13 protein-coding genes are annotated in these 16,602 nt (G+C 44.4%); 1 reads left to right on the forward strand and 12 read right to left on the reverse strand.

The window, feature by feature from the left end:
* The first annotated feature begins 92 nt into the window (after window positions 1-92).
* Entirely contained in the window at window positions 93-1,019 is a 927-nt protein-coding gene (locus tag TY16_RS22210; RefSeq protein WP_043933925.1) for a Na/Pi symporter, read from the forward strand.
* Between the two features lie 512 nt (window positions 1,020-1,531).
* Here TY16_RS22210 and mtaB read toward each other — a convergent pair.
* The 12 genes from mtaB to gpr all read right to left on the reverse strand — a co-directional run bounded on the left by mtaB (window position 1,532) and on the right by gpr (window position 16,399).
* A complete protein-coding gene (gene mtaB / locus TY16_RS22215; RefSeq protein ID WP_043933926.1) occupies window positions 1,532-2,887 on the reverse strand; it encodes a tRNA (N(6)-L-threonylcarbamoyladenosine(37)-C(2))-methylthiotransferase MtaB in 1,356 nt (451 codons plus the stop codon).
* A 6-nt stretch (window positions 2,888-2,893) separates the two neighbouring features.
* The gene (locus tag TY16_RS22220; protein ID WP_043933927.1) at window positions 2,894-3,640 is read right to left on the reverse strand and encodes a 16S rRNA (uracil(1498)-N(3))-methyltransferase; all 747 of its coding nucleotides are present in this window, start codon (window positions 3,638-3,640) and stop codon (window positions 2,894-2,896) included.
* Window positions 3,641-3,849: 209 nt separating this feature from the next.
* The gene (gene prmA / locus TY16_RS22225) at window positions 3,850-4,797 is read right to left on the reverse strand and encodes a 50S ribosomal protein L11 methyltransferase (protein ID WP_043933928.1); all 948 of its coding nucleotides are present in this window, start codon (window positions 4,795-4,797) and stop codon (window positions 3,850-3,852) included.
* Between the two features lie 16 nt (window positions 4,798-4,813).
* Window positions 4,814-5,941, reverse strand: a complete 1,128-nt coding sequence (gene dnaJ / locus TY16_RS22230) for a molecular chaperone DnaJ (protein WP_043933929.1) — start codon at window positions 5,939-5,941, stop codon at window positions 4,814-4,816.
* Between the two features lie 416 nt (window positions 5,942-6,357).
* Window positions 6,358-8,196, reverse strand: coding sequence for a molecular chaperone DnaK (gene dnaK, locus TY16_RS22240; RefSeq protein ID WP_043933931.1), 1,839 nt, complete (start codon window positions 8,194-8,196; stop codon window positions 6,358-6,360).
* Window positions 8,197-8,234: 38 nt separating this feature from the next.
* Entirely contained in the window at window positions 8,235-8,792 is a 558-nt protein-coding gene (grpE, locus tag TY16_RS22245) for a nucleotide exchange factor GrpE (RefSeq protein ID WP_043933932.1), read from the reverse strand.
* A 203-nt stretch (window positions 8,793-8,995) separates the two neighbouring features.
* Window positions 8,996-10,027, reverse strand: a complete 1,032-nt coding sequence (hrcA, locus tag TY16_RS22250; protein ID WP_043934924.1) for a heat-inducible transcriptional repressor HrcA — start codon at window positions 10,025-10,027, stop codon at window positions 8,996-8,998.
* Between the two features lie 107 nt (window positions 10,028-10,134).
* On the reverse strand, window positions 10,135-11,292 hold the full coding sequence (gene hemW, locus TY16_RS22255) for a radical SAM family heme chaperone HemW (RefSeq protein ID WP_043933933.1): 1,158 nt from the start codon (window positions 11,290-11,292) through the stop codon (window positions 10,135-10,137).
* Between the two features lie 245 nt (window positions 11,293-11,537).
* A complete protein-coding gene (lepA, locus tag TY16_RS22260) occupies window positions 11,538-13,373 on the reverse strand; it encodes a translation elongation factor 4 (RefSeq protein ID WP_043933934.1) in 1,836 nt (611 codons plus the stop codon).
* A 274-nt stretch (window positions 13,374-13,647) separates the two neighbouring features.
* Complete coding sequence (locus TY16_RS22265) at window positions 13,648-13,971, reverse strand: DUF3679 domain-containing protein (protein WP_043933935.1); 324 nt, start codon at window positions 13,969-13,971, stop codon at window positions 13,648-13,650.
* A 13-nt stretch (window positions 13,972-13,984) separates the two neighbouring features.
* Window positions 13,985-15,163: a stage II sporulation protein P gene (spoIIP, locus tag TY16_RS22270; protein ID WP_043933936.1), complete on the reverse strand. Its 1,179-nt coding sequence runs from the start codon at window positions 15,161-15,163 to the stop codon at window positions 13,985-13,987.
* Window positions 15,164-15,271: 108 nt separating this feature from the next.
* A complete protein-coding gene (gene gpr / locus TY16_RS22275; protein ID WP_043933937.1) occupies window positions 15,272-16,399 on the reverse strand; it encodes a GPR endopeptidase in 1,128 nt (375 codons plus the stop codon).
* Between the last annotated feature and the right edge of the window lie 203 nt (window positions 16,400-16,602).

Genomic DNA, 16,602 nt, shown 5'->3' on the forward strand with positions numbered 1-16,602 from the left:
TATACAATCCTAGGCTTTTCAGTTTGAATAAATTGTAGTTACAGTCATGTTGCTTGGGGACAGGCCATAAACTGTTACAGGGAGTGGATGTCATGAAATATAGTATTTTATTTATTCTTTGCATTGGTTTATTTGTTTTGGGAATGACAGTCATCAGGGTTGGCATGTTTAATCTTTCTGGTAAAAAATTAAAGGGATTCCTTGAGACACTTACCAGTACTCCTCTTAAGGGGATGCTAACGGGAACCTTTATTACGGCGATTTTACAAAGCAGTTCAACGGTGATGGTTTTAACAATTGGATTGATTTCTGCCCGGATTATGACCTTTCCCCAATCAATAGGGATTATTTTAGGTACTAATATTGGCACTACCTTTAAAACTGAACTCATAACCTATAATATCGGTGGGTACCTGCTGCCATTCGCAGTCGTGGGCGGAGTTTTATTTTTCACTAGAAAAGAAGCATTAAAAAGCATTGGTATGGTATTAATCGGCATTTCTGCTGTTTTTACGGCAATGAAAGGATTTGAAGCATTGGCAATCCCAATGGCTTCTGTTAAGGCCATTAACAGTCTTCTCCTATCCTTAAATGAAAATGTTATCGCCTGCATTGCTATCGGCGCTTTAATGACTGCAATCATCCAGTCAAGTACAGCAATGACCGGGATTGCTATGGGTTTTTTAACTTCTGGAATATTGGGGCTCGAGGCAGGAATTGCAATCGTTCTAGGCGCCAATATCGGGACATGTATTACGGCACTTATTGCCTCGATTGGCGGAGGAGAGGAAGCGAGGCTTTCAGCATTCACCCATGTTTGGCTGAATGTACTTGGCGTACTCCTTTTCATCCCGCTTATCACCCCGCTTGCTGAATTCGGCCCTAAAATGGCATCTGCACCAGATTCACAGCTGGCTCACATCTCTGTCATTTTTAATATTGCTGTTTCCCTTGCCGCCCTTCCTGTTGCCGAACGCTTCGGAAGGTTGATTGTTTATCTTCATGGGAGCAAACAGTAGAGCGTACAAAAGCACAAGCGCGCCTCGTGGCAGGCAAGGAACTCTCAGGAGCTTTCCTTGTGTCCCTGCGCGCAATTATTCTTGCAAGCATCCCAAAATGGTAGGAAGAGTTTCGATTGAAGTAAAGCAAATCTTACGTTAGAGTTCATTTGGCCGGGGTTTCTCTGTTACCTTTGAATGCTCGGGCAGCTCACTTCGGGCACTGATAAGTCACTGCATGATTTTTTGAAATATCAACCCTTGTGGAAGTGGATAGAGAAGTTTAAACATATGCAAAAGCGGGAGGGTCTAAATCACGAGATAGCGCAAATTACTATTTGGAAGAAACCAAAAGCCTTGGATTAAAAATTGGCCTCGCATCGAGTCCTCGGAAGCTGCGTTCGGGCACATAGAAGCTTTGCAAGCCGGGAGCTCACTTCGGGCACTGATAAGGCTTCTTTTAAAACGCCGAGGAATGTAAGCTTCCAATAAAAATGGGATCCATCCATAAGGACAGATCCCTCTCATGTTACTTATACAATTGCTTCTGTTAATTCGGCCACACCATCTTCAATGACACGTACAAATTGTCCTTCATTGAATGGATAGCCAGCCTTCGTGATTTTCACTCTGACAATTTTACCAATCATATCCTCGTTGCCAGGGAAAACAACTTTAAGATAATTATCTGTATACCCGACAAATAGTCCTGGTACATCTGATTCCTTATATTCCTCTTCAGGAATTACTTCTAGTACTTCATTCTCAAATTGAGAAGCATACTCCTTTGCAAGCTGGTCCGATAGGGCAATCAACCTATGAACACGCTCGTTTTTCACATCTTCGTCCACCTGATCTTCCATTCGCGCTGCAGGAGTGCCTGTACGCTTGGAATAAGGGAAAACATGAAGTTCAGAGAACTTATGCTTTTTAATGAAGTTGTAAGTATCCATAAATTCTTCTTCTGTCTCACCAGGAAATCCGACAATGACATCTGAAGTAACTGCTAGACCAGGAAGAGCTTCCTTCAGGCGGTCAAGGCGTTCTCCGAAAAATTCCATTGTATATTTCCGGCGCATCCGTTTTAGAACTGTATCCGACCCAGATTGAATCGGGATATGCAGATGGCGGACAATTAAATTTGAATCATTAATTACCTGAATTACTTCATCGGTAATCTGGCTTGCCTCAATGGAGGAGATACGAAGACGCTTAAGTCCTTTAACTTCAGCCTCCAGGTCACGAAGAAGGGCAGCAAGGTTGTAGTCCTTCAAATCTTCACCATAGCCTCCAGTGTGGATGCCGGTGAGGACAATTTCCTTGTAGCCTGCATCAACAAGCTGCTGTGCCTGGCGAATGACTTCCTGCGGATCACGGGATCTCATTAGCCCGCGTGCCCACGGGATAATACAGAATGTACAGAAATTATTGCAGCCTTCCTGTATTTTCAAGGATGCTCTTGTTCTGTCAGTGAATGCCGGTACATCCAATTCTTCATATACCCTGTTCTTCATGATGTTGCGAACACCATTGATTGGCTGGCGCTCTTCTTTATATTGAGCAATATAGTCAAGCATTTTTACCCGATCCTGTGTGCCAACAACAATATCAACCCCTGGAATGGCCATGATTTCAGCGGGGGAAGTCTGTGCGTAGCACCCTGTTACACAAATGACTGCATCGGGATTCTTACGAATAGCACGGCGGATGACCTGACGGCTTTTCTTATCGCCAGTGTTCGTTACCGTACATGTATTAATAATATAAACGTCCGAGGTTGATTCAAACTCAACCCTGTCGTAGCCTTCCTGTTTAAACAATTGCCAAATTGCTTCTGTTTCATAGTGGTTCACCTTGCATCCAAGAGTATGAAACGCGACTGTAGGCATGTAAACTCACCTCATTAATTCTAAATGGTAGGATACTGCAGCCAGGGCATATAACGGCGCAGTCTCCGTCCTTAATATTCTCGGGCCAAGCCCGCAAAGCGTAAAGCCATGTTCCATTAAGAGTTGTACTTCCCCTTCAGAAAGCCCTCCCTCCGGACCAAACACAAACAGAATGGAATCTCCTGGTTTCGTTTCATTTAGAGTTGCCGAGAGCCTGGATGTTTCCCCAGACCGGCTTTCCTCTTCATATGCACATAGCAGGAAATCGTATTTCTTGCTCTCTACAAGCAAGTCCTTAAAACTCATAGGGATAGTAACTTCAGGCAAAACATCTCGATGGGATTGCTCTGCTGCTTCCTTCGCTATCTTTTGCCAACGCTCCGTTTTCTTGCCCTGCTTTTTTTCATCCAGTTTAACGACAGAGCGCGAGGCAGCGAATGGAATAAAACGATAGGCGCCCATTTCAGTACCTTTTTGGATAATCCATTCCAGCTTGTCTCCTTTAGGGAGGCCACTGGCAATAGTAACCTTTACCGGGAGTTCAGAGGTTCCATCATTCCATTTTACAACGTCTGCCACGACTGTTTCACCGGTAATTTCTGCAATTTCGCAAACTGCGCTCCTGCCATCGGACGTAGCACAGATAATTGTATCACCCTGCACCATCCTCATGACTTTTACAATGTGATGGAAGTCGTCCCCCTTGATGAAAAAGCGGCCATTATCGAATTGATCCACGAAATAACGCTGCACAAAACGCACCTCTCTTTAAGCATTGTTTCTATTTTACTAAAAGTTTCTTCTAAAGTCACTTCAGTGATGATGTTTTTTAAAAAAGCTATGTTAAACAACTCTGTTGATTTCCGCTCCACAATGGAAAGCTTCTAAGAATAATCATTTCGCCTTTCGGTTATCGCACTAAAGGAAAAAGGCATCCGTCTATTTAAACGGACGCCAAGCTATCAATTTTGATTCCTTTTGGCAATAATCGCAACCCAGTCTTCCATCACAATCGTTTCAGAAATGGTAAAACCAGCATGAATCAAAGCTTCCTTAACCTGGTCCTTCTTGTTCTGGATGATACCTGAGGCAATAAACGTACCGCCAGGCTTTACTACACGAGCAACATCATCCGTAAATCGGAGAATGACTTCAGCAAGAATATTTGCGACGATTACATCAGCAGAGGTATCTTCAATCCCATCAAGAAGGTTGTTCCTTGCAACTGTCACCCTATCCTGAACCTTGTTCAGCTTAATATTCAGCCTCGCTGACTTAACCGCGACTTCATCAAGGTCATAGGCGTGAACTGAATGTGCTCCAAGTAAAGCAGCTGCGATACTTAACACACCTGAACCAGTGCCAACATCAATAACATTATCACCTTGCTGGACTGTTCGCTCAAGGGCCTGGATGCACATGACCGTCGTAGGATGTGTCCCCGTGCCAAAAGCCATTCCGGGGTCAAGTTCAATAATCAGTTCATCACTAGAGACAGGAGTGTACTCCTCCCAGGTAGGAACAACTGTGAACCGTTCTGAAATTTTTACTGGATTATAATACTTTTTCCAGGCGGTTGCCCATTCCTCTTCGTTCACCTCGGAAATGGTCACTTGATTCAGGCCGATATCAATGTCATGAATGATCAGGTTATTAATCGAATCTTTAATAGCCTCGACTGTTTCTCCAAGGAAGCTGTTCACCGGGAGATACGCCTTTACAATGACACCTTCTTCAGGGTAATCCAGCGGGTTAAGTTGATAGATTTCGCCAAACTGGTCTTCTCTCTCTTTTATCAGCTCTAACGGATCTTCTATTACAACACCACTTGCCCCTGCCTCATGAAGGATATTTGAAATTGGCTCGACCGCCTCATTCGCTGTATGGATGCTGATTTCAGACCATTTCATCACGATTGCCTCGCTCTCAATCGCCTTTAAAGGCGCGTTTTACTTTTGAAAAAAAACTTTCTTCATGTTCACCCAGTGGCGCACTTCCACTGATTTCAGCAAACTCACGAAGGAGCTGCTTTTGCTTGTCAGTTAGCTTGGTAGGCGTAACAATCTGGACGATAACATGCTGGTCCCCTGTACCATAGCCTCGGACGTTCGGAATTCCTTTCCCGCGCAGGCGGAATTTCGTACCCGTCTGTGTTCCTGATGGAACCTTTAACTTAACCTTCCCATGAAGGGTTGGTACTTCTATTTCATCTCCCAAAGATGCCTGGACGAATGTTATTGGCATTTCGCAGTATACATCATCCCCATCACGTTCGAAGAACTCATGAGGCCGAACATGGAACACGACATAAAGATCGCCAGGAGGCCCTCCATTAATACCTGCTTCTCCCTGACCAGCCATCCTTAGCTGCTGGCCATCATCAATGCCGGCTGGAATTTTAACATGTATCTTTTTGCGCTTCCTGACTTTTCCTTCTCCGCTGCAAGTAGTACATTTTTGTTTGATTTCCTTGCCTGTTCCATTACAGACATGGCAAACCCTGCGGTTAACAATTCTGCCGAAAGGAGTATTTTGCTCAACATTCAGCTGTCCCGTGCCGTGGCAATGTTTACAGGTTTCCGGATGAGTACCTGGTTTTGCACCAGAGCCATGGCATGTGCCACACGTCTCGTCACGAGGAATTTCAATATCAGTTTCCTTACCGAACGCTGCTTCTTCAAAGGAGACTGTCATTGTGTACTGCAGGTCAGCACCCTGCCTAGGAGCATTTGGGTCACGCCTTCTGGTTGCCCCACCGCCAAAGAACGTATTGAAGATATCTTCAAACCCGCCAAAACCGCCGCCAAAATCTGCGCCGCCGCCAAATCCCTGGTTCGGATCTGTGTGGCCAAACTGGTCATAGTGCGCGCGCTTTTGGTCGTCACTTAGCGTTTCATAAGCTTCTTTTACTTCCTTAAACTTCTCGTCCGCATCCGGCTCCTGGTTAACGTCAGGATGAAGTTTTTTGGACAGTTTTCGGTAAGCTTTTTTAATCTCATCCTTGGAGGCTCCTTTGCCCAAGCCAAGGACTTCATAGTAATCCCTCTTGCTCATTAAAACCACTCCCGAAATATCACATAAAGATAATTGTACCATCCAGGCGGATGCTAAACAATAAAAGAATTCTGTCTCTCCATTTGTCCGGATCATTATTTATTGGAAAAAATGGAGGCTTTCTAAGCTCTAGCCTTTTCCACAAGAAAAGCCAAAGCCTGTTATTCTGACTTTGACTTTCTTGTTGGGCATTGGCTATATAGGATGAACTTTTCAGTTTAACATTTAATTTCCACTTCAGGCGCTTCGCTTTCCGTGGGCGGGCGGTGAGCCTCCTCGGCGCTATTTGCGCCTGTGGGGTCTCCCACTGTCCCTTTTCTCCCACTGGAGTCTTCGCGCCTTTCGTTCCAATTAAAAAAGATACCTTAGTTCATCCCATACTTATTGCCACTAAGGCAATTAACTGGCTAATTTTTTTATTTATCGTCTTTTACTTCTTCAAACTCTGCATCTACGACATTGTCGTCTGTTTTTGCAGAGGCTTCAGGGCCTGCTCCCTGGCCTTGTTGTGCCTGGGCTTGCTTTGCAGCCTCTTCATACAGCTTTACTGAGAGATTTTGGACGATTTCAGAAAGTGCATCTTTCTTTGCACGCATTTCTTCAAGATCATTTTTCTCAATGGCTGCTTTCAGGGCATCTTTGGCTTCGTTTGCTTTTGCAACTTCAGCCGCATCTACTTTGCCTTCAAGATCCTTCAGAGTCTTTTCAGTCTGGAACACCAGCTGGTCAGCTTCATTGCGAAGGTCAGCTTCTTCTTTTGCTTTCTGGTCTGCTTCTGCGTTCAATTCAGCTTCTTTAACCATACGCTGAATTTCTTCATCGCTCAGGCCAGTTGAAGACTTGATTGTAATTTGCTGTTCTTTATTTGTGCCAAGGTCTTTCGCACGAACATTAACAATACCATTTTTGTCGATATCAAATGAAACTTCAATTTGCGGAATTCCGCGTGGTGCAGGCGGAATATCAGACAATTGGAAACGGCCCAAAGTTTTGTTGTGGGCTGCCATTGGCCGCTCGCCTTGAAGAACATGGATATCTACTGCTGTTTGATTATCCGCTGCAGTTGAGAAAATTTGTGATTTAGAAGTTGGGATTGTTGTATTACGCTCGATCAACTTAGTCATGACGCCGCCCATTGTTTCAATACCAAGAGAAAGCGGAGTTACGTCAAGCAATACGATGTCCTTAACATCACCAGTGATGACGCCGCCCTGGATGGCAGCTCCCATCGCGACAACTTCATCAGGGTTTACGCCACGGCTCGGCTCCTTGCCAGTTGCACGCTTAATTGCTTCCTGAACCGCAGGGATACGAGTTGAACCCCCAACAAGGATAATTTTATCTACTTCAGAAGCAGATAGACCAGCATCGCTTAATGCCTGGCGGAAAGGTCCCATTGTGCGCTCTACAAGGTGTGATGTAAGTTCATCAAATTTCGCCCTCGACAATGTAATATCCATGTGGAGCGGTCCTGCTGCTCCCGCAGTAATGAATGGAAGTGAAATTTGAGTTGAAGTAACACCGGAAAGGTCCTTTTTCGCCTTTTCAGCAGCATCCTTCAAGCGCTGCACTGCCATTTTATCCTGTGAAAGGTCAATGCCGTTTTCCTTTTTGAACTGATCAACCAAATAGTCAATGATAACCTGGTCGAAATCATCTCCACCTAGGCGGTTGTCACCGGCTGTTGCTTTTACCTCGAAAACGCCGTCTCCAAGTTCAAGGATGGATACGTCAAACGTACCGCCGCCAAGGTCATAGACCAGAATTGTCTGATCTTCTTCTAACTTATCCAAGCCATATGCCAGTGCTGCAGCAGTTGGCTCGTTGATGATACGTTCAACCTCAAGCCCAGCAATTCGGCCAGCGTCTTTTGTCGCCTGGCGTTCAGCATCATTAAAATAAGCAGGAACTGTAATAACAGCCTTGGTAACTTTCTCACCAAGATAATCTTCAGCATATGATTTCAAATACTGAAGGACAATGGCAGAAACTTCTTGCGGAGTATATTTTTTGCCTTCGATTTCAACGGTATGGCTTGTTCCCATATGACGTTTGATTGACATTACAGTGTTTGCATTTGTTACCGCCTGACGCTTTGCAACTTCACCAATCTGGCGCTCGCCATTTTTGAATGCAACGACGGAAGGAGTCGTACGGTTGCCCTCAGGATTTGGGATAACCTTAGGCTCGCCGCCCTCTAGAACAGCCACACAGGAGTTGGTTGTTCCAAGGTCAATACCAATAATTTTGCTCATAACCTTTTCCTCCAATTCAATATGTAGATTTACTAACTCTACTGATTAACTTTTACCATTGATGGGCGGATGACCCTGTCTTTAAGGACATACCCTTTCTGGAATTCTTCAACCACGGAATTAGGATCCATGGAATCGTCTTCCACTTGCATAACAGCTTGATGGAAATTCGGGTCGAAAGGTTTACCCTTTGCCTCGATTACCTGTAAACCTTCTTTGTTCAAGGCTTCCATGAGGCCACGATATACCATTTCCATTCCCTGTTTAAAGGAATTTGCTTGTTCTCCCTCTATTTCCATTCCGAGCGCTCGCTCGAAATTATCTAAAGCCGGCAGTAAATCAGAAATTACGCTTTGCGCACGATACTTTTCAGCAGCTTCAGCATCCAATCTTACACGACGGCGATAATTATCAAAATCAGCTTGCAGGCGTAAATAGCGGTTTTCAGCTTCTTCCAGCTTTTTCTCTAATTCAGAAACAGCACTTATTGTCTCGTCAGCTGGTTGCTGTTCGTTTTCGTCAAAAATTTCTTCAACTTGCTGATCAGCATTTTCCTGTTCAGTTGCCTGGTTATCATTCTTCATTTCTTCTGTCATCTTGCTCACCTCCCTTAAAAGTCAGGAATCGTTTATCCCACTCTCAACGGGCAGTAAGAACCCCACCTCAAGATTTAAAGGTAAAGAAGGAATACAGGTGGGGACAACTGCCCGTAAAGGTCCGATTGGTTCAATCAGGCTTTAGTTTTTGCCAAGGAAAAGGGCGGAATAAGGCATTCCACCCTTACTAAATATCTCCACAGCTATTTCGTTTGATACAGCCTGGTCAAAACCGCAGACAAATCATGGCTCATGATTTTCAATAAGCTGATCACCCTGGAATATTCCATTCGGGTTGGCCCCAGTATGGCGATACTGCCCAGCTTTTCGTCACCCATCGTGTAAGAGGCGGTTATCAAGCTGCAGTTTTCCATCGCGCTATTATCATTCTCCCTGCCAATCTTAATCGTAATACCGGCTGGGTTGTTTTTTATAAGCTCATATACCGGCCTTTCCTGTTCAATCATGGTCATTAAATCCCTGATTTTCGTAACATCGTTGAATTCAGGCTGGCTAAGGATATTTGTTTTTCCGGCAAAAAACAACTTTTCGCTTATTGGCATGGTGAATGTATCAGTCATCATATGGAGCATTCTGTCATAGTTCCTGATATGCTGGCTCAAGAGGACTGCTACTTCCTTATAAAGCTTATCCCGAAGATCTACAAGCGGTACACCGGTAAGTCTTTCATTCAAGATATTGACCATCTTTTCAAGGTCGCTGGCATCCATCGAATCTGGAAGCTGAATCGTCTTGTTCTGGACGTGGCCTGTATCCGTCACTATGATGGCAATCGCTGTTTCCTTATTCAGCGGGACTATCTCGATTTTCTTCAGCCTGTTTTCCTCGGCCGCAGGACCAAGCATAATTGAAGTATAGCTAGTCATTTCAGACAAAATCATCGCGGAGCGCTGAATGATTTTCTCGAATTCGAAAATCCTCTCCGCAAAAACTGATTTTATTTTAAAAACATCCTGCTCATTGACCTTTTCTGGATACAGGAGATGATCCACATAATAACGGTAACCCTTTTCTGAAGGAACCCTTCCAGAAGAGGTATGGGTTTTTTCAATAAAACCCAGTTCTTCCAAATCAGCCATTTCGTTCCGGATCGTTGCCGAACTAAACGAAATTTGTTCCTTTTTCGACAAACTTCGCGAGCCTACCGGCTGGGCAGAACGGATGAACTCATCCACGATGACTTGAAGTATTAGCAATTGGCGATCTGTCAGCAACATTCATCACCTCTGTTAGCACTCTTTAATATTGAGTGCTAATTCTACTAATAAAGTATCAAAACAGGTATGTCGTGTCAATGATTACGCCTTAAAAAAGGTCTTAATTAACCAACCAAAAATTCCTGAAATACTTCATTACCAAGCATTCTTCCTTTGTTTGTAAGACGGATGCTGTCTCCATTTGCATCAATAAGGCCTTTTTTCGACAAGTCCTCGAGCTGTTTGGAAAAAATGCTCTCGAGCGGCATACCGAATTTTTCCTTAAAACGGGCTTTATCCACTCCATCCACCTTCCTTAGGCCAAGGAACATTTCCTCTTCCATCGCTTCTTGCCTTGACACTTCACTTTCTTCAAAAATAGGAAGGAGTCCATCTTCTAAAGGAGACATGTATTTATTCAGCGGACCCGCATTAGAACGGCGGTATCCTCCAAGATAACTATGCGCTCCGGCACCAAAACCGTAATACGAATCGTTGCTCCAGTATGTGAGATTGTGCTTGCTTTCAAATCCTTCTTTTGCAAAGTTGCTTATTTCATATTGATGGCAGCCGTTACGTTCCATTTCTTCCATTAGAAGTTCATACATGGCCGCTTCAATCTCCTCGCCGGGCAATGGGAGCCGCCCTTTCCTCATCAGATTATAGAAGACTGTTTTCGGTTCGATAATGAGAGAATAACCTGAAAAATGCGGAAGGCCAAAAGCGAAAGCTTTTTCGAGCGTATCCTTGAAATCTTCTAATGTTTGCCTTGGCAACGCGTAAATCAAGTCTAGCGAAATATTCTCAAAACCCGCTTTCCTTGCGTTGGCAATCGTTGTAAAAACATCCTCTGCACGATGGCTTCTTCCTATCCTTTCAAGCAGTACATCATTAAAGGTTTGGACACCCAAGCTAAGGCGGTTAACTCCGTGATCTTTTAAAACCTTGAGCTTTTCAAGTGATAGATCGCCAGGGTTCCCTTCAAATGTATATTCAGTTTCTTCGTTTAGCGGAAGGTGATTGGCAATAATCCCCCCCAGCCTTTCTAGCTGCCTTTCATCAAGAGATGTCGGGGTCCCGCCGCCAACAAAGACGCTGACCATTTTTCCTGGCGGGTGCTGAGCTAGTGTCAGTTCAATTTCACGCTCCAGAAAATCAAGATATTTATCAACCGGCTGTCCTTTTAGAAAAACTTTATTAAAATCACAATAATGGCAAATATGCTCACAAAAAGGGATATGAATATAAGCGGCACGGGGGCCGCTGCCAGGAGTTCCTTTCATTACTACTCACTTCCTATTCGAGTAAAGCGCAAGCGCCTGCCCAGCGCGGTATGTACTGGAGGGCCTCTAAGGAGATAAAAGAAACACGATGAGCGAAAGCGAATCGATGTTTCCTTATCGTAACGAGGGACCGAAGTACACTAGGCGCTAGGCGCTGGAGCTAGACCGTTCTCAAAAATATACTTTCTGAAATTACAAAAAGAGGCAGGACTTGCCCTTTGCAAGGCTCGTCCAACCCCCCTGAATTATTTTTTCGGGCTATTGTCATCCATTTTAAGGACAGCCATAAAGGCCTCCTGAGGAACCTCGACAGAGCCAACTTGCTTCATCCGTTTCTTCCCTTCCTTCTGCTTCTCAAGAAGCTTCCGTTTTCGGGAAATGTCCCCGCCATAACATTTGGCTAGAACGTTTTTACGCATTGCTTTTATGGTAGAGCGTGCGATAATCTTTTGACCCACTGCGGCTTGGATTGGCACTTCGAAATGCTGTCTTGGTATCAATTCCTTAAGCTTTTCAACAATGACCTTTCCGCGCTCATAAGAAAAATCTTTATGGACGATAAAGCTCAAGGCATCGACCTGCTCAGAATTTAAAAGAATATCCATTTTAACCAGTTTGGAAGGCTTATAACCAATCAGTTCATAATCAAAGGATGCATATCCTCTGGTATTGGATTTCAACTGGTCGAAGAAGTCATAAACGATTTCAGCAAGCGGGATTTCATAAACTATGCTGACTCGGTTTTCAGACTGATACTGCATATCGATGAAAATGCCGCGCTTATGCTGGCATAGCTCCATAATATCACCAACATAATCGTTCGGAGCCATCATCGTTGCCTTAACGTACGGTTCTTCGACGCGATCAATCTTTTGAGGGTCAGGCATATCGGCAGGGTTATCAACCTTGATTTCTGATCCATCTGTCATCACCACATGGTAAATAACACTCGGGGCAGTCGTAATCAAATCGATTTTGAATTCCCGCTCGATTCGCTCCTGGATAATTTCCATATGAAGCAATCCAAGGAAACCGCATCGGAAGCCGAAACCAAGTGCTTGAGATGTTTCTGGCTCATATTGAAGGGCAGCATCATTTAGCTGCAGCTTTTCCAATGCCTCGCGCAAATCATTGAATTTGGCGGAATCAATAGGGTATAACCCGCAATAAACCATTGGGTTCAATTTACGGTAGCCAGGAAGCGGCTCTGTAACACCGCCTTTGGCATTTGTGATTGTATCCCCTACCCTGGTATCTCCAACGTTCTTAATGGATGCTGTAAGGTAACCAACGTCCCCGACAGTGAGTTCCCCGCGCGCTGTTTCCTTCGGCGTAAAAACCCCAACTTCATTTACTTCGAATTCCTTGCCAGTTGCCATCATTTTTACCTTATCGCCAGCTTTTACTGATCCCTCGACAACACGGATATAAGCAACGACACCACGATAAGCATCGTAAACCGAATCAAAAATCAACGCTTTCAACGGGCCTTCCGGATCTCCCTGCGGCGCTGGAACTTGCTTGACTACCTGCTCAAGGATATCTTCTATTCCAATACCAGCCTTGGCTGAAGCAAGTACTGCCTCTGAAGCATCAAGGCCAATGACATCCTCAATTTCCTGGCGAACCCGTTCTGGCTCCGCGCTTGGCAGGTCAATTTTATTGATGACCGGCAAGATCTCGAGGTCATTATCAAGGGCAAGGTAGACGTTCGCAAGCGTCTGAGCCTCTATCCCCTGTGCTGCATCGACGACTAGAATTGCCCCTTCGCAAGCAGCCAGACTCCGTGATACTTCATAAGTAAAGTCGACGTGTCCCGGGGTATCAATAAGATGGAACGTATACTCTTCTCCATCTTTAGCTTTATAGTTGAGCTGGACGGCATTCAGTTTAATGGTAATGCCCCTCTCGCGTTCAAGATCCATCGAATCAAGGAGCTGTTCCTTCATTTCGCGTGAGGTCAGCGCATTCGTCTTTTCAAGAATGCGGTCGGCCAGTGTTGATTTTCCATGGTCAATATGGGCAATGATCGAAAAGTTCCTAATTTTCGACTGCCTGTTTAATCTCTCTTCTCTATTCAATCGGGTTCACTCCTGTTATACGCACATGTAGACTATTTTTCATTATACCAATTGAAAAATCAAGATTCAATAATTACGGAAAACTGAAGAAAAATTAGAAGTTATTTGCGTAGGGGAATTTTCATATGTCTCTTATTTTAGTACACACGGGACTTGGGCAAAGACTGACTCTCTCCCCTCCCAAACAATCGCCTTGTTCACAGGCCAAAAAACCGAAAATTACCAATGAAAAAGGTTGTCCCAATCTTACTTTGGGACAACCTCTTTGATAACATCAATCTGTAAAAGCTTCAACAACTGCCTTCGCAAGTCCGGATAGAATCGTTCCAAGCCCTTTTCCCATTGATGAAAAGAGGTTATAACCCTCCGTCTTCTCCAATTGCGCCTTTTTCTCTTCGAAGGTTTCGGAGACTTCTCCTCCCATAATGGCAACCTGAGTTTCTCCATTTTCTTTTTGAATGGAAACTGCCTGTTTGAAATCAGGGTCCTCATAACCTTTCATACGGTCAATGCCCGTGTTCGCTGCCTGCATACCGATAAGTGCGGCGGCAAACATGAAACCAGCCAGAACCAGGCTTTTAACCATGAATAGCTTCATGTTCATCACCTCTCTATTGTTTATCAGCAGGCTGTTCTTTCGGATTTGACACGCTTTCCGCCTGCCAGAAGTAATCCGCGAATACATCTGCTAACGCATCAGCAGACCTGTTCAATTCTTCAAACGTATTGTCTACCCCGCCAAATTCAATCAGAATCGCATTGCCTGATAAGTCCTGATTAAACTTGCCATTTGTATCAACACCTTTTTTCTCTATGACCCCGCGGCTTAAACCTTTATAATTTTTTTCCATTAGAGCATGAAGGTCTTCTGCAAGTTTTAAATTCTTCTTATAATTCGGATGCTCAGCTCCAATGACGAATGCAAGTTTTGCGTAACTTTTTCCATTGATTGTTTTCGTTGTCTTCTTTTTCCGGTGTGCGTCTCTATGGATATCAAAGAAATATTGAAGCTCCTTGTTGGTGGCCATTGCTTCTTTAACGACATTTCTTGATTCCACATAAGAGCTGCCGAAGCCAAGGCCTTTATTTACGAGAATATTATTTATATCTGTTTTATCAACAAACGTCCCTATTCCGCGAGCTTCAAGACTTTCCTTAAGCTGGTCTCCAATCTTTGTCACATTGATTTTTGAGTGGTAGGCCCGATCAGGATTCGTTTCTCCTTTTAAATAAGGCAGATAGGACTCCCGGTTATGTGAAAAATAGACGAATACCCCATCCTTCCACCTTGCCGCAGGAGCTCCCGGGCTTTTCTCAGGGTCCGGAATATCCTCCAGGTTCTGTAATGCGGCTTCCCGCTCTGCTTTCATAATTTCAATAGGCGGAGCGGATTCCATTGGCATATTGGTATAGTTAGTACCCTCACCGGCAACAACGATTCTCCCATCAAAAGAGTAGAACCCAGGGAGCTCCCTACCAAGCAAACTTCTCGGGTCATCGAGATTAATATTCGCTGAAAGCCCCAGGAACAGGCTAGTCAGCTTAGGGCTTGCATCACTTCCAGCTGCTCCGGCAAAATAGTGGTTCTCCCATCCCATAAATTGATAGAGAAGCTCCCCTTTGATCTCTTGATGGGAGCGGTTTACGGCGAGTGAAGAAAGCCTGGAACCTGTTTCAAAGGAAGCAAGCAATCCGCTGGCGGAAAATGTACTTATTATCAAGAGAATCATTAATGCGCCTGCCTTTGCGACGCTAACACCTGAGACAATATAGGCGTTGTTTTTTTTCATTGTTCCACCTCGTCCGGCAAAGATTTACAACCAAACCCTAATTCGTCCGGGCCTGAATCCTAGTAAATCATATGATGATGCTAGAGTTGGTAGAACCTTTTCCTTTCATTAACGTGTATAAAAGCCTGCATTTTCCTGATCTACTTGGCTGTGTAACGCCGAGTTCATGCCGCTGGCAATGAGGTTGGCCATATCCTCTATAAAAACGTCTACTTCCTTTGGCGTAACCATCAAATTATGGCCAAGCGGCGAAAGGACTTCATGTATTAATTGCCTCTTTTCTTCATCTTCTAGAGTGCCGACAATTCCAAGAAAGGTTTTACGATGCTCTTCCTCAGGAAGATCTTCCTCAGTAAGTTTCCGGCGCTTTCCAAAAGCCATTCCGGCCGGAACAAGTGACCTTGATGGCTTGTCTCCCTCTTTCATTTCCTTCCCAAAATGCTTCAAAACAAAATCGATCGCATCACTCGTTATCGAGACTGCATCCACGACAGTAGGAACTCCAATGGCGATTACAGGAATCCCCAAAGTCTCTTTGCTAAGCTCTTTCCGTTTATTGCCGACACCCGATCCTGGGTGAATCCCTGTATCAGAAATTTGGATGGTTGAATTAACCCTTTCAATTGACCTGGAAGCAAGGGCATCTATTGCAATAACAAAACCAGGCTTGGTTTTTTCAACAACCCCATGAATAATGTCACTAGTTTCAATTCCGGTTAGCCCCATTACCCCTGGAGCCAATGCACTTACAGCACGGAACCCATCCTGGACACTTTCAGGCTGAAGTTCAAAGAGATGGCGGGTTACGAGCAGGTTCTCACATACGATAGGGCCCAACGCATCAGGAGTTACGTTCCAGTTCCCTAGACCCACAACTAGACAGGAGTCGTCTTTGTTAATACCTGCATTCTCCAAAAAGGCACCAAGTTCCCTGGCAAATAGCTTTTCGACTTTTTGCTGGAGTTCGGTATCCTGCTGTCTTATTCCCAATACTTCAATGGTGAGGTAACTGCCTGGCTTCTTGCCGATTTGCGCTTCTCCCTCAGGTGTGATTTCAACTAGCGAAACCTTCATGCCATCTATTTCCCTCTCCTTAATAATGACACCTTCGATTCGGGAAAGGTCTTCCTCTTCGCCAATCGTCCCTTCCCTTCCTGCAATTGCCATTTCCCTTGCTTCAACAGCAAGATCGGTCCTGACTGTATAGTTGCTAAGATCAATTGATTCATTATTCATTAAAGGAGGCCTCCATTCAGCTAACTTTCTTTGCATACCCCATTATCTTTGCCTTATTTTTCCCAAATCATTCAAGCTGTCAAGGCGGGAGTTTTACACAATTTTTGTTTGAGTATTGCAATCCGGGCACCGTTTTGATAGAATATCTTTTGTTCCTTATAATTGTTTATGGAAGTGAAAGTCGAGTTCATAGATGTCTCGGT

The sequence above is a fragment of the Bacillus sp. EB01 genome, assembly GCF_000613125.1.
Classification (GTDB): domain Bacteria; phylum Bacillota; class Bacilli; order Bacillales; family Cytobacillaceae; genus Bacillus_D.

Bases quoted from the DNA above. Each gene is read 5' to 3' on its own strand.
- TY16_RS22210 (WP_043933925.1), top strand. From the start codon at position 93: ATGAAATATAGTATTTTATTTATTCTTTGCATTGGTTTATTTGTTTTG.
- mtaB (WP_043933926.1), bottom strand. From the start codon at position 2,887: ATGCCTACAGTCGCGTTTCATACTCTTGGATGCAAGGTGAACCACTAT.
- prmA (WP_043933928.1), bottom strand. From the start codon at position 4,797: ATGAAATGGTCTGAAATCAGCATCCATACAGCGAATGAGGCGGTCGAG.
- dnaJ (WP_043933929.1), bottom strand. From the start codon at position 5,941: ATGAGCAAGAGGGATTACTATGAAGTCCTTGGCTTGGGCAAAGGAGCC.
- dnaK (WP_043933931.1), bottom strand. From the start codon at position 8,196: ATGAGCAAAATTATTGGTATTGACCTTGGAACAACCAACTCCTGTGTG.
- grpE (WP_043933932.1), bottom strand. From the start codon at position 8,792: ATGACAGAAGAAATGAAGAATGATAACCAGGCAACTGAACAGGAAAAT.
- hemW (WP_043933933.1), bottom strand. From the start codon at position 11,292: ATGAAAGGAACTCCTGGCAGCGGCCCCCGTGCCGCTTATATTCATATC.
- TY16_RS22265 (WP_043933935.1), bottom strand. From the start codon at position 13,971: ATGAAGCTATTCATGGTTAAAAGCCTGGTTCTGGCTGGTTTCATGTTT.
- spoIIP (WP_043933936.1), bottom strand. From the start codon at position 15,163: ATGAAAAAAAACAACGCCTATATTGTCTCAGGTGTTAGCGTCGCAAAG.
- gpr (WP_043933937.1), bottom strand. From the start codon at position 16,399: ATGAATAATGAATCAATTGATCTTAGCAACTATACAGTCAGGACCGAT.